Here is a 13,424-nt window from a genome sequence, read left to right as displayed (position 1 = left end):
CGGGCCCGTGCGGACGAGCCACGGACCGCTGCCGCTCTGGGACACGCTCCAGGGCAGCGTCCAGGGCGTGAACAAGGCGCGCAACCAGGATTATCACGACGCGGAGGGGCTCGGCACCCTCGGGCAACCCCTGATCATGGCGGTGGCCGACGGCCACGGATCGGCGGCGCACGCGCGCAGTCATCTCGGGTCCCGGTTCGCGGTGGACCTGTTCGTCCAGCAGGCCCGGCAGTTCGCCGCGCTCGCCGAGCCCCAGGACGGTACGCGGTCGCCCAGCCTGGCCTGGCTGATGAACTACGCCCAGTACACGCTGCCGCGTCAACTGGTCAGCGCCTGGCAGGAGACGGCGCTCGGGCACTGGGAGCGCAACAGCTCGCACCTGGAGCCCGGGCTGTCCCCGACGGACAAGCTGGTGCTGTACGGGAGCACGCTCGTCGGCGCGGTGCTGACCCCCCGGGTCTTCGCGGCCTGGCAGCTCGGCGACGGGGAGCTGGCCGTGGTGACCGACGACGGGCGGGTGACCGTACCGCTCGCGCCGGACGAGGCGGATCTGGGCGACGAGACGGAGTCCTTGTGCTCCCCGCAGGCCTGGCTGCGGGTGCGTACGCACTGGGCTCCGGTGACCGCCCCGGCGCGGGCGCCGCGGCTGGTGTCGCTCTCGACCGACGGGCTGTCCAAGAGCTTCGCCTCCGACACCGGCTTCCGGCAGTTCATGGCCGGACTGGACGACCGGCTGTCGGCGGAGGGTCCGCAGTGCGTCCGGGCCGTCCTGCCCCAGTGGCTGACCGAGGCCTCGCGGCACTCGGGGGACGACACCACCCTGGTCGCGGCCTGGCACACCGCACCGGCCCCGACCGAACCGCGCGCGGTGCCACCCGACAGCGGCAGCGGCGGTGCCGGTGCCGGTGCCGCCGATCCGGCCGATCCGGCCGACATGACCGACCCGTACAGGAGTGACGAATGAGCGGCATGCTCGACAGCGGTACCCGGCTGATGGCCGACAGCGGCCTGGGCGTGGAGGTCTTCGACCTGCTCGGCGCCGGCGGCCAGGGGGAGGTCTACCGGGTGCGCACGCCGGCCGGCGACCAGGCCCTCAAGTGGTACTACCCGGCCTGCGCGACACCGGAGCAGGAGGACATCGTCCGCCAGCTGGTGGACCGGGGCTTCGACGACGACCGATTCCTGTGGCCCCGGGACTTCGTGGGCGACGGACGCGGCGGCTTCGGCTACCTGATGGACATCCGCCCGGACCGGTTCAAGGGCCTGCCCCTGCTCTTCCGCCGCAAGCTGCGGACCACGATCCGTGCCCTGCTCACCGCCTGCCTCTACACGGTCGAGGCGTACCAGGCTCTGCACTCGCGCGGGATCGCCTACCGGGACATCTCCTGGGGGAACCTGCTCTTCGACCCGGCCACGGGCGAGGTGCTGGTCTGCGACAACGACAACGCGGTGGTCGAGGGCGACAGCACGGGCATCTCGGGAACGATGGCGTTCATGGCGCCCGAGCTGGTACGCGGCGAGCACGGGGTCTCCCCCGGCACCCAGAGCGATCTGCACTCCCTGTCCGTGCTGCTGTTCATGCTGTTGATGAACCATCACCCGTTGATGGGCGGGCGCGAGTTGTCGATCCGGTGCTTCGACGAGGCCGCGGAGCGCAAGTTGTACGGGAAGGACCCGCTGTTCCTCTTCGACCCGCTGGACCGCTCCAACGCTCCCGATCCCGCGGAGCACGCCACGGTACTGGCGACGTGGGCGGTGGTGCCCGACTCCCTGCGCGACCTCTTCACACGGAACTTCACGCGGGGCCTGCACGACCCGGCGGGCCGGGTGCGGGAGTCGCAGTGGCGCGACGCGCTCCGGGCGGTCCTCGACGCGGTCGTGGACTGCGCCCACTGCGGCAAGCAGAACATGACGGAGCCTCGGTCCGCCACCCCGGGCACCTGCTGGAGCTGCGGGAACACGCTGGTGCTGCCGCCCCGGCTGGTACTGACCACGCCTCCGCCGCGCACCGAGCACCACATCCTGCTGCACCGGTCCTCACGGGTGCAGGCGCACCACCTGGCGCCGGAGCCGGCCCGGCACGACTACGGCGACGGCACGCTGGTGGCGCAGCTGACCGAACACCCGCAGCGGCCGGGGAAGTTCGGGCTGGCCAACCGTTCCGGGGCGGCGTGGACGCGTACCCGCGCGGACGGCAGCACACAGGAGATCGCCCCGGGTCAGACCGTGCCGCTGCGTTCGGGTCTGGAGCTGGACTTCGGCGGTGCGCGGGCGGTCGTACGGGCGAGCTGACACGGCCCGGCCGGGTGCGGCGGGGCCGCCGGGGTGCGGCCGGTCAGCCGAGCAGGCGGCTGAGCTCCTGGGCGAGGGCGAGACCGGTGCTGCCCGCGCCCAGCCCGAGAGTGATGGTCTCCAGCGACCGCCGGATCAGGCCCGGTTCGGCGGCGCGCCCCTCCTGGCCGGCCCGGTCCAGCTCGCCGCGCAGGACCTCGGCCGCGTCGAGCCGCTCCCGCGTCGCTCCCTCGGCCCGCAGCCACCGGGCGAGTTCGGCGGCGAGGCGCAGGGTCTGCGCGGCGGTGTCCTGCTGCCCGATGTTGACGGTGCCGTGGTCCCCGATGTTGTTGGGGCCGGAGACGTTCCCGTGGAAGTGGTAGGTGCTCATGTGTACTCCTCGTGCTCGCTCGCTCAGGGTTGCCCGGCCGGCTTGCCCGCCGCCTGGGCCTGACCGCCCTGGTTGACGGTGCCGTGGGCGCCGATGTTGCTGGAGTGGATGTCGCCCTGGAAGGTGTAGGTGTGGGTGTTGATCACCTGCTGCGCCTGGTCGTAGGAGCTGGTGTCGACGTGGTGGTCCTTGAGGAACCGTTCGGTCGCTATCAGCACGCCCTGCTGCAGCCGCTGAAGGAAGTCCTGGGAGTCGGTCCGCTCGGAGAAGCCCAGTTGCTGCCAGTCCGAGACCCGCTCGCGGAGGCTGTCCACGGCTCCGTAGTCGAAGCGCAGGTGCCGCCGGTCGATCTCGCGGCGTGTCCGCTCCAGCCACCGGGCCCGCTCGCGGCGGGCCGAGGCCCGCCGGACCAGCCGTCCGGGGGCGCCGAGCAGCGCCGATCCGGTGGTGGCGGTGGCGAAGGAGAACAGGCTCCACCAGCGCTCCCAGCCACCCAGGGGCAGCGTGTGCACCCGGTGGAAGCGGGACTGGAGCGGAGGGATCCCGTAGGCCGCCACCTCCCAGGTGAGGCTGGGGTACTGGAGCCGGGCCCGTAGGTGCATGGAGACGATGACACGGCCGCCCTCCCCGGTCCGTTCCAGGCTGAGGTAGGTGCGCATGCCGGCGCCCGGCTGGACCACCCCGGCCTGCACGAGTTGCTTGGGGATCTGGGCGCGCGGGCGGCGCAGCCGGTCGGGGAGCAGGTCGGCCCCGACGTAGGAGACGTGATCGCCTATGACGTAGAGCCGGTTACGGGCCCGCAGGCCCTTCAGTCCGGCGATGTGCTCCATCTCGCGGGCGACGAAGCCGTGCAGGTCGACGGCGTCGAAGGGCTTGATGGTCAGTGTGCCGCCGCCCGCGGGATCCTCGGCGGGCCGGCTCACGTCGATGGGCTGCCAGACCATCTCCTTGATCTTCGAGCCGCTGCCCACGAACGGGCTGGTGCGCTCGGCGCTCGCCGTGTACGGGACCACGTTGGCCCGTTCCTGCTCCAGCAGCCGGTCCTCCACCTCCGCCCCCACGCCGGGGGCGAGGTCCCCCGCCCGCCCGGCGCCGTGCTCGACGCCGAGGGCCGCCGTACGGGCCTCGTCCTCGGCGCGCCGGACCAGCGCCCAGGCGCTCACGTAGGCGAGCGCGAGAGCGCCGGCGGCTCCGAGCGCGAGGGCGGGCACTCCCCCGACCAGCCCGTACAGCGCGGCCGGTACCGCCGCCCACACGCCGACGGCACAGAGCCCGGCGAGCCGCCGGTCGCGCAGGTCGATCCGCCGTACGGAGGCCCGCGCGTGCCGGGCCAGCGCCACCAGGTCTATGCCGAGCGAGAGCCCGGTGGCATGCAACCGGTCCTCGGTGAGTTCCACGTCCACCTCGCGGGCGAAGTACTCGTCGAGGTGGGCTCCGGCGCACAGCAGCCGGGTCACCGCGTCGTCCCGGTACTGCGCCAGCACCGGTAATCGGCGTGCTGCCATATCGCGTCCTCCCCCGTGGCCGTGTCGCCTCACCCTATGCAAACGGGGCCTGCCTGTCCCGGGGTCGGGCCTCGTACTCAGGCGGTCCGTGCGGGGCACGGTGGCGAACTGAGCATCCGTACTCAGGCTGGGGGCCGGCCCGCTTGTCATCGTGTGGGCATGTTCATTCAGCCATGTGATCCACTGCCGCGCGTCGGGATAACCGCCGTCGGCAGCCTGCTGCCCGACGAGGTGTTGTCCTCCGACGCGCTCCAGCGGGAGGTGGCGCGCCGCAGCGGCCTGACGCTGCCGCCGAGGCTGCTGACCCAGGCCACGGGGATCGTGTCCCGCCGGGTGGCGGGCGAGGGCGTGTACGCCTCCACCCTCGCGGTGGGCGCCGCCCGCCGGGCCCTGGACGCCGCCGGGCTCGGCCCGCTCGACGTGGACCTGCTGCTGTTCGCGTCCGCCTCCCGCGATCTGGTCGAGCCGGCCACCGCGCACATCGTGCAGGCCGAACTGGGCTCGCGGGCGCACGCCTTGGACGTCACCAACGCCTGCAACAGCTTCGTCAACGGGATCGACCTCGCCCGCTCCATGATCCTCGCCGGGCGGGCGCGGCGGGCCCTGGTGGTCACGGGCGAGACGCCGAGCCGGGCCGTACGCAAGGACCCGGCCGATCCGGCGGAGCTGCGCGACGGCTTCGCCGGCTACACCTTCGGCGACGCGGGTGCGGCGGTGCTCGTGGAGGCCGTGGAGCGCGGCGGGATCATCGACGTGGACACCGAGACCCACTCGGAGCACTGGGAGGTCGGTGGCATCCCGGGCGGCGGGTCGCGGCACCCGCGCGGGGACGCGTACACCTACTTCCGCGGCGACGGGCACGAACTGCGGGGCGTCTTCGAGAAGGTGGGCACCGCCGTCATCGACCGGACGCTGCACCGCGCGGGGATGGACATGGACGGTTTCGCCAAGGTGCTGGTGCACCAGGTGACCGTGCCGTACCTGGAACGCTTCGCGGAGCTGACCGGGGTGCCCGCCGGGAAGCTGGTGGTGACGGTGCCCGAGCTCGGCAATGTCGCGAGCGCGAGCATCGGACTCCAGCTGGACCGGGTGTTCGACGAACTCGTCCCGGGGGAAAGGGTGTTGTTCGTGGGTCTGGGCGGCGGCATCAGCATCATGACGATGGTCTGGGAGAAGTCGTGACGGGCACCACCGCGCCCCTGTGGGTGGTCGTGCCGGCGCACGAGGAGGAGGCCCGGCTGGCCGACACCCTGCGGGCGCTCGCCGCGCAGCGGGACCGGGACTTCACCCTGTTGGTCGTCGACAACGCCTCGACGGACGGCACGGGCGCCGTGGCCCGCGCCTTCGCGGCCGGCGCGCCCTTCCCGATGGAGGTGATCGAGGAGCCGGAGAAGGGGGTCGGCTCCGCCGTGGACACCGGCTTCCGGTACGCGATCGGCCGCGGGGCGGCCCTGCTCGCCCGCACGGACGCCGACTGCCTGCCCCGACCCGGCTGGACCGGGGCCGCCCGCGGCGCGCTGGTCCGCGGCCCCGGGCTGGTGTGCGGGCGGATCGTGGCCCGCCGTGACGAGCACGGACCGCTGGGTCGGGCCGGGTTCGGCGCGCTGGTGGCCCTCGCCGCGCTGTTCGGCCGGCTGCGGCCCGAGCACGCCCGGCGGCACGGCTACCGGGCGCCGTACCGCATGCACGCCGGGAACAACATGGCCATCACCGCCGAGCTGTACCTGACCGTCGGGGGCATGCCCCGGCGCCCCTCGCCGACCGACCGGCTCTTCCTCAACGCCGTACGCCGCCACACCGACCGGATCACGCACTGCCGGGGGATGGTCGTGGAGAACTCGACGCGGCGGCTGCGGGCCTACGGGCTCGCCGGCACCGCCCGCTGGTACCTGGACCAGGGCAGCGGCACGCACGGAACGGACGACCCCCGCTGATGCTGGACCACCTCGACCACGCGCTGCGCCGGCACCCCGAGCGGCCCGCCGTGCTCACCGCCACCCGCACCGGCGCTCCCCGGGTACGGGCCACCCGCGGCGAACTCGTCGACCTCGCCGACGCCTTCGCCGCGGCCCTGCACGCGCGCGGGCTGCGCGCCGGGGACACCGTCGGCGTCGCCGTCCGCCCCGGGCCGCGGGCTCTCGCCGTCCTGCTCGCGCTGTGGCGGCTCGGGCTGCGCGGGGCCGTACTGGACCCGGGCGCCGGGCCCGACGTCCTGCGCGCCCGTCTCGCGCTGGCCCGGCCGGCACTGGTGCTGGCCGACGCGGCCGCCCAGGCGGTCGCGGGCTGGGCCCGGCCGCTGGCCCGCCGGGCGCGCCTGGCATTGCCGGATCTGGCGGAGCATGGGCCGGTGGCCACGGTCGGGCCCCGGCTGCCGGGCTGCGCGCCCGCGCTGGACCTGGGCGCGCCCCGCCGGGGGGTTCCCGCGCCCGGCGCCGATCCGGACGCCGACGCGGACGCGGTGATCGTGTTCACCTCCGGGACCACCTCCCTGCCGCGGGCCGTCGTCCACACCCGGGCGAGCCTGGCCGCGGGCATGAGCACGGTCTCCGCCCTGTTCGACGCGCACGGGGACCGGCCGGTGCTCGGGGGTACCTTCTTCGTCCTCGTCCCCTCGCTGGCGCGGGGCGCCGCCGTCGCCCTCCCGGCGCGCAACTCCCGGGTATTGGCTCGCCAGTTGCACCGGCTGCGGCCCGAGGACACCTATCTGACCCCGCCCCGGCTGCGGGACGCGCTGAGCGCGGGGGCCCGCTTCCACGGCCGGGTGTGGACGGGCTCGGCCCCGGCCGGCGCCGGGCTGCTGGAACGCGTCCGCGCGGCGGGCGCGGCCGAGGCCTGGGGGGTGTACGCGCTGACCGAACTGTTCCCCGCCGCGGCGGTCGAGGCGCGGGAGAAGTCCGCGTTCGCGGCGGCCGGGGAGCCCGGTGACCTGGTCGGGGCGCCACTGCCCGGCGTACGCGCCGAGCCGGACGGGGACGGGCAGCTGCTGCTGTCCGGCCCCGCCGCCCGCCATCGCTACCTCGGGGAGGAGCCCGACCCGTGGGTGCGGACGGGCGACCGGGCACGGCTGGACGCCGCCGGGCGCATCGTCCTCGAAGGCAGGAGCAAGGACATGGTGCTGCGCCGGGCGGAGAACATCTACCCGGGCCTGTACGAACCCGCCCTGCACGTGCCGGGGGTGGAGCTTGCCGTGCTCGTCGGAATCCCCGCGGGCGACGGCGACGAACGGCTCGTCGCCGTCGTACAGCCGCGGCGGGGTACGGACGAACAGGCGCTGCGCGCCGCCCTGTCGGAGCCGGTCCGGCGGATGGGCACGGCTCGGCCCGACGCCTTGTTGCTGGCACGGATCCCGCTGTCGGGGCGCTCGCGCAAACCGGACCGGGCGGCGACGGCCGCGCTGGCGGCGCGCCGGCTGGAGGTGTCCGGCCGATGACCACGGTGTCCCAGGCACGCGCCCGGCGGCGGGACCGCCGGGTCTATCTCCGCAGCCGTCCGCTGCTGTTCGCTCTGCTCGCCGCCACCCGCGGGCGTCCGGTGCGCCGGCTCGGCCGGACCCTGCTGGTGCACGGCCCGGAGGCCTACCGGGAGGCCCTGACGCGGCTGCCGCTCGACCGGACGGCGGCCGGCACGACGGGCGCCGCCGCGCGCTCGGCCCTGGGCGAGGGCGGGGCCGGGGGTGTGCTGTTCGACCAGGAGGGGGCCGGGCACCGGGCGGACCGGCGGGATCTCGCCGGTCCGTTGGGCGGGGCCGGTGTCGAGGACCTCCGCTCGCTCTGGCGGCCGTTGCTCGTACGCCGGCGGGCGCCGCTCGGCCGGGGCGGCGAGGTGGACCTCGTCGACCTCGCGCGGGAGCTGTCCGGGTCTGTGGTGTGCGCCCTGTTGGGGTCCGGCGCCGACCCGCGGGCGGTCGCGGAGGCGGCGGCCGAGGCCGCGGCGGCCTCGGTACGCAGCCATCTGCCGGGGCCGCGCCGCCCGAGCGCCGAGGTCGCCGCGGCCCGCGCCGCCGACCGGCTCCGCCGGCTCCTGGGGTCCGAGGCCGACGCCCTGTCGGCGATGGTGGCGGTGGCGGCCGTCAACACCACGATCGCCGCACTGCCCCGCGCGGTGGCCTGGTGCGCCGACGCGGGGCTGTGGGAGCAGGCGGCGGACGAGGCGCTGCGGCCGGTGCTCGCGGACGAGTTGCTGCGGGTCACCGCTGCCTCGCCGCTGCTGCCCCGGGTGGCCGCGGCGAACGGGGCGGTGGGCGGCTGCCCGGTGCGCGGCGGCGACCGGCTGCTGCTGGTCGCCCGGCACGCGGCCGAGGCGCACCGGCGTGACCCGGACGCCCGGCGGCCCGCCGGCCCGGCCGTGGACCGGCTGGTGTTCGGCGTCGGACCGCACGCGTGCCCCGGGGCCCGGGCGGCACGGGCCCAACTGATCGACGTGCTGGGCGTGCTGGCCCCGTACCGGCCGGTGGTGGCCCGGGCCCGGGTGGACCGCGGCGCGGCGCTTCCGGGCTGGCGCGTGCTGACCGTACGGGCCGGGGACCGCGCGGCCGGGGGCGCCGCGATCGGGGCCCGCGGGAGCCGGGCGTGATCGCGGTCACCGGCGCGAGCGGTTTCTGCGGCGGGCACCTCGCACGCTCCGCCGCGGCGGCCGGCGCCGAGGTGGTGTGCCTGGGCCGGAGGCCGGGCCCGGTCGGCACGCACCGCTTCTGGGACGCGGCCGCCGAGCCGCCGGACCTGACGGGCGTGGAGGTGGTGGTGCACTGCGCGGCGGCCGTCGGCGATCCGGCCCCCGGCTCGCGGGCCGAGGCTCTGATGCGCGCGGTGAACGTGGACGGCACGCGCCGACTGCTCGGGGCGGCGGGCGGGCGGCCCGTGGTGTGGGTGAGCAGCGCCAGTGTCTACGACCCCCGGCTCGACCGCGGTCTGGTCGACGAGGAGCATCCGCGCGCCGGGCAGTTGAACGCCTACGGGCGGACGAAGGCGGAGGGCGAGGCCCTGGCGCTGGCCGCCGGGGCGGTGGTGCTGCGACCGCGGGCCGTCTACGGGCCGGGCGACACCACGCTGCTGCCCCGGTTGCTGTCCCGGGTCCGGGCGGGCACGCTGCTGCTGCCCGGCCCGGACGTACGGCTCAGTCTCACGGCGGTGGAGAACCTGACGCGGGCCTGCCTGACGGCGTCGGGCTGGGCGCCGGGCGCGTACAACATCGCCGACGGGGAGCCGTACGGGCGTGACGCGGCGGTCCGCGCGGTCCTGCGCGCCCATGGTGTCCGGGCCCGGGTCGGGCACCTCCCGCTGCCGGTGGCCGGGGCGGCGGCCCGGATCGCGGAGGCCGTGGCGAGCGTGGCCGGGGCCGAGCCGGCCCTCAGCCGCTACGCGGTGGACCAGTTGGCGCACCCGGTGGTCCTGGACCTCACCCGGGCCCGCGCCCAGGGCTGGGCCCCGCACCGGAACCTGGCGGACCACCTGGCCTCGGTGGCCGGCGGCGCCCGGCCGGAGCTCAGCCGCTGACGGCGGCCGGTACCTGGGCCTTGGCGATGAGCAGGTCGAGCAGCGCGAGCAGGGAGCCGCGGACGTCCGTCCGGGAGCGGGCGTCGAGCATCAGGACGGGCGTGTTCGGATCGCGCAGGTGCAGCGCCGCCCCGATCTCCTCGGCGGTATAGGGCTGTTCGCCGTGGAAGCAGTTCGCTCCGACCACGAAGGGCAGTCCGCGGCTCTCGAAGAAGTCCACGGCCGGGAAGCTGCGGTCCAGGCGCCGGGTGTCGACCAGCACGATCGCCCCGAGCGCCCCGTTCAGCAGGTCGTCCCACATGAACCAGAAGCGTTCCTGGCCGGGCGTACCGAACAGGTAGAGGACCACACCGGCGTCGGTGAGGGTGAGCCGGCCGAAGTCCATGGCCACGGTGGTCACCGTCTTGGACTCGATGCCGTCGAGGTCGTCGACGCCGATGCCGGCGGAGGTCAGCCGCTCCTCCGTCCGCAGCGGCTCGATCTCGGAGATCGTCTCGACCAGGGTCGTCTTCCCGACCCCGAACCCACCGGCGACGAGGATCTTGACCGGGGCCGGCTCATGTCCCTGTTCCTGCGGGGCGGTCGTGTCATATCCGGGCAAGGCTGTCCCTGATTCTCTGGAGCAGATGGACGTCGGTGGTCTCGGCGACCGCCAGGGGCGGCCGGTGGTGGATCAGCCCGCGGTCGGCCAGTTCGCCGAGGAGCAGCGTCATCGGGGTGAGGCGGATGTGCATCCGGGCCGCTATCTCGGCGACCGCCCGGCCGCCCGGCGCCGCGCACATGGCGAGGATCTCCTGCCACTCGGTGGGCAGGGTCCCGTCCACCTCGCCGTCGGCCGCCGCCGTGATGGTGGTGTCCATGGTGAGGACGGCGTGCGCGGCGGCCGTACGCCCGTCGGTCAGGGCGTACAGCCGCGTCCGTCGGCGGCCCGGGGGCTGCGGCTGTGGCTGTGGCTCGTCCTGCGGCATTACGCGGACGGCTGGCCGCGTTCGGGGGTGCCCAGCCACTCGCCGAGCGCCTGGGCGGTCCGTACGGCCTCGCCACCCAGCTCTCCGAGCCGCGCCTTGCGGGAGGTCACCACGATGAGCGTGCTGCCCTCCCCGCAGCCGACGATGCAGAGGTACCGGTCGTCCATCTCGACCAGTTGGCGGATGACGCGACCGCCGTCGATCTCCCGGGATATCGCCTTCATCGTGGACGCGATGCCGGAGGCCGCGGCCGCCATGCGCTCGGCCTGGGGCTCGTCCAGCAGGTAGGCGCTGAGCTTGATGCCGTCGTTGGAGAGCAGCACGGCTCCCTGGACGCCGGCAATCCTGCTCAGGTTGTTGTCGAGGACGCTGTAGATCGCGTCGTTGGATGCCGCGGTGTTCGGTGAGGTGGTCATGGCTGATCCCGTCGGAGCTCTTCTTCCACTGTCTGGGTCCCCTGTTCGTAGTCCGCCCAGGCATCGGCCACCTCTTCGGGTGTCGCGGTGTCGGGCCGGACGACGCTTTCCTGCGCGCGGGGCTCGCGCAGCTGTTCGGCGATGTGGGTCTGCGGGACGCGCTCCGGGAGGGCCGGACGCGCCGTGCGTGCGGGTGCGGGTACGAGTGCCGGCGAGGGCGCGGGCACGGCCGTGGCCACCGCGACCGGTGCCTTCGTGCGGCGGCTCGGCAGCCCGGCGGGCGTGCGCACGACCGGCTCGGGCGCGGGGACGGGTTCGGGCTCGGGTGCGGGGTCGCTCGACACGGAGGCGACCGGGTCCGGGTCCGGGGCGGGGAGCAGCTCCAGGACCCGGGGCTGCGGCTCGATCTCGCGCGGAGCCCGCGGGTCGGTCGCCACCAGCAGTTGCCCGGGCAGGATCACCACCGCCGAGGTGCCCCCGTACACCGAGCGGCGCAGGGTGACCGTCGCGCGGAGCTGGTCGGCGAGGTGCCCGACCACGAAGAGGCCGAGTCGGTGCGCGTTCTGCGCCAGCACGGAGTACGGCGGGGCCTCGTGCAGGCGCCCGTTCATCTCCTCGTAGCGCTCCGGGCTCACCCGCGGCCCCCGGTCCTCGATCTCGACCGACAGGCCGTCCGTCACCAGTTCGGCCCGGATGACGACCTTGGACTTGGGCGGGGAGAACCGGGTGGCGTTGTCCAGCAGTTCCGCGAGCAGGTGGCTGATCTGGCTGATCGCGCTCGGTTCCACGCTGGTCTCGTCCAGGGCCTGGCGCTCGATGCGCCGGAAGTCCTCGACCTCCGCGGCCGCTTCGCGCAGCAGGTCGGCGACGCGCATGGGTTCGGTGTGCGGGTCGGGGACCTCGCCGCCCGCCAGGATGAGGAGGTTCTCGATCTGCCGCCGCATGCCGACCGTCAGCTGGTCGGCGCGCATCAGCTCGGCCAGCAGCGCCTCGTCGTCGCCGAAGGTGTCCTGGAGGTCCTCGGTGAGGCTCAGCTGGCGGCTGACCAGGTTTCCGGTGCGCGAGGCGATGCCCGAGGCGAACAGGCCGAATCCGTGGCGCTCGGCGGCGAGTCGGCGGTGTCCGTCGACGGAGACCTCCACGGCCCGGGCGAAGGCGTCGCTGATGCGTCCGACCTCGTCCCGGTCCCCGGTCACCGCCGGCAGGGCCTCGGGGTCCACGGACTGGCCGCGCTGGAGCCGGGCGACGACGTCGGGAAGGGTCTGCTCGGCGACGGTCACCGTGCGTTCGTGCAGCTTGTTCAGGCGGCGGAGCACCGACCGGGTGGTGAAGAAGACCACCACCACGACGGCCAGCAGCCCGCCGGCGCTGCCCCCGATCAGCCAGGCGACCTCGGTCTGCAGCTCCCCGGCCTTGGCCTCGCCACGGGCGAGCACCGAACGCGCCAGGTCGATGTTGAGCGTGGTCATCTGCACCGAGAAGTTGGCGTGCGCGGAGGACCAACCGCCGACCTCGGCGGGCAACCTGATGCCCGAGACGATGTCCTTGTGTCCGGAGAGGACCGCGCTCTCGATGCGGGTCTTGGTCTGCCAGTCCGCGGAGCCCACGACCCGCTCGTAGAACCGCTGGTCCCGATCGGTCAGGTGCGGCACGATCAGCGCCTCGTGCAGGTACCGCTGGGCACCCAGGGCGCTGACGAACTGGTCGTAGCCGACGAAGGTCAGTTCGCCGGACGGCCCGGCCAGGGCGAGGACGGTGTCCTCGCGCGCCACCATCTCGGTGGCCTGGAGCATCGACACCACGGGACGGCTCGCCTGGGCGAGTTCGGCGTCCTCGGCATGGCTGAACTCCTGCTGGTACACCTGGATGACCTTGCCGATCACCTCGGAGTAGTAGGCCAGGGTGCTGTCGGCGGCGCCGCTGCGGGTGTCCGCGCGCTGCCGGTACTCGGCCAGTTTCTCCAGTTGCCGGGTCACCTCGGAGAACGAGCGCGAGGGATCGACCGCCAATCGGCGGAACTCGGCCGCCGCCAGGTCCGTGGCCTCGCGCCGGACGCGCAGTTCGCCCTCGGACCCGTCGTTGTCCGCCCACCGGGCGGCCGTCGCCGTCCGCTCGGCCTGCATGTCGACCATGAGCGTGTAGAGCGGGGCACCGACCTGTTCGGCGGCGGCCACGTCGGACCGCAGCTTGTCCGACTGGGCCAGCAACCGTTCCGCGGTCAGCGTCACTTGGGTGCCCATCGCCACGGTGGGGACCACCGCCAGCCAGATGAGCAGGGTGCGCAGACGCACGGTACGCCGCCGACGGGTCGTCGACTGCCGTCGTATGCCTTCGGGTTCTGTGGGAGACATCGGTCCTCGCGAGCGGGGGACGGCGGGAGG

Annotated in this window: 13 protein-coding genes; 7 read left to right on the top strand and 6 right to left on the bottom strand. The window is 74.5% G+C overall.

Going from position 1 to position 13,424, the window contains the following annotated elements; translation table 11 throughout:
• Positions 1–7 precede the first annotated feature (7 nt).
• On the top strand, positions 8–964 hold the full coding sequence (locus ACGFYY_RS24250; protein WP_393712249.1) for a PP2C family serine/threonine-protein phosphatase: 957 nt from the start codon (positions 8–10) through the stop codon (positions 962–964).
• Complete coding sequence (locus ACGFYY_RS24245) at positions 961–2,292, top strand: protein kinase (RefSeq protein WP_393712247.1); 1,332 nt, start codon at positions 961–963, stop codon at positions 2,290–2,292. The genes ACGFYY_RS24250 and ACGFYY_RS24245 overlap by 4 nt, the downstream gene beginning before the upstream one ends.
• A gap of 43 nt (positions 2,293–2,335) precedes the next feature.
• On the opposite strand, the gene ACGFYY_RS24240 is transcribed toward ACGFYY_RS24245, so the two are convergent.
• Positions 2,336–2,662 (bottom strand): hypothetical protein, encoded by a 327-nt coding sequence (locus tag ACGFYY_RS24240; RefSeq protein WP_393712245.1) that lies wholly within the window; start codon positions 2,660–2,662, stop codon positions 2,336–2,338.
• Between the two features lie 23 nt (positions 2,663–2,685).
• Complete coding sequence (locus tag ACGFYY_RS24235; protein WP_393712243.1) at positions 2,686–4,167, bottom strand: hypothetical protein; 1,482 nt, start codon at positions 4,165–4,167, stop codon at positions 2,686–2,688.
• Positions 4,168–4,326: 159 nt separating this feature from the next.
• Between ACGFYY_RS24235 and ACGFYY_RS24230 the strand changes: the two genes are divergently transcribed.
• The 5 genes from ACGFYY_RS24230 to ACGFYY_RS24210 are packed head-to-tail and all read left to right on the top strand — an operon-like array spanning position 4,327 to position 9,659.
• Entirely contained in the window at positions 4,327–5,349 is a 1,023-nt protein-coding gene (locus ACGFYY_RS24230) for a ketoacyl-ACP synthase III (protein WP_365280255.1), read from the top strand.
• Entirely contained in the window at positions 5,346–6,101 is a 756-nt protein-coding gene (locus ACGFYY_RS24225; protein ID WP_393712241.1) for a glycosyltransferase family 2 protein, read from the top strand. Before ACGFYY_RS24230 ends, ACGFYY_RS24225 begins: the two co-directional genes overlap by 4 nt.
• The gene (locus ACGFYY_RS24220; protein ID WP_393712239.1) at positions 6,101–7,597 is read left to right on the top strand and encodes an AMP-binding protein; all 1,497 of its coding nucleotides are present in this window, start codon (positions 6,101–6,103) and stop codon (positions 7,595–7,597) included. Before ACGFYY_RS24225 ends, ACGFYY_RS24220 begins: the two co-directional genes overlap by 1 nt.
• Positions 7,594–8,739: a cytochrome P450 gene (locus tag ACGFYY_RS24215; protein ID WP_393712237.1), complete on the top strand. Its 1,146-nt coding sequence runs from the start codon at positions 7,594–7,596 to the stop codon at positions 8,737–8,739. The genes ACGFYY_RS24220 and ACGFYY_RS24215 overlap by 4 nt, the downstream gene beginning before the upstream one ends.
• Positions 8,736–9,659, top strand: a complete 924-nt coding sequence (locus ACGFYY_RS24210; RefSeq protein ID WP_393712236.1) for an NAD-dependent epimerase/dehydratase family protein — start codon at positions 8,736–8,738, stop codon at positions 9,657–9,659. Before ACGFYY_RS24215 ends, ACGFYY_RS24210 begins: the two co-directional genes overlap by 4 nt.
• Here the strand turns inward: ACGFYY_RS24210 and ACGFYY_RS24205 are convergent.
• The 4 genes from ACGFYY_RS24205 to ACGFYY_RS24190 are packed head-to-tail and all read right to left on the bottom strand — an operon-like array spanning position 9,649 to position 13,394.
• Positions 9,649–10,260, bottom strand: a complete 612-nt coding sequence (locus ACGFYY_RS24205) for an ATP/GTP-binding protein (RefSeq protein WP_393712235.1) — start codon at positions 10,258–10,260, stop codon at positions 9,649–9,651. The genes ACGFYY_RS24210 and ACGFYY_RS24205 overlap by 11 nt on opposite strands.
• Entirely contained in the window at positions 10,247–10,627 is a 381-nt protein-coding gene (locus ACGFYY_RS24200) for a DUF742 domain-containing protein (protein ID WP_393712234.1), read from the bottom strand. Before ACGFYY_RS24200 ends, ACGFYY_RS24205 begins: the two co-directional genes overlap by 14 nt.
• Complete coding sequence (locus ACGFYY_RS24195) at positions 10,627–11,043, bottom strand: roadblock/LC7 domain-containing protein (protein WP_030012808.1); 417 nt, start codon at positions 11,041–11,043, stop codon at positions 10,627–10,629. The genes ACGFYY_RS24200 and ACGFYY_RS24195 overlap by 1 nt, the downstream gene beginning before the upstream one ends.
• Positions 11,040–13,394, bottom strand: coding sequence for a nitrate- and nitrite sensing domain-containing protein (locus ACGFYY_RS24190; RefSeq protein WP_393712232.1), 2,355 nt, complete (start codon positions 13,392–13,394; stop codon positions 11,040–11,042). The genes ACGFYY_RS24195 and ACGFYY_RS24190 overlap by 4 nt, the downstream gene beginning before the upstream one ends.
• Positions 13,395–13,424: the final 30 nt, after the last annotated feature.

The organism is Streptomyces sp. NPDC048331 (assembly GCF_043201215.1).
GTDB lineage: Bacteria > Actinomycetota > Actinomycetes > Streptomycetales > Streptomycetaceae > Streptomyces.
The sequence above is the reverse complement of the archived record's forward strand: the minus strand, read 5'-3'. Positions and strand labels throughout refer to the sequence as shown.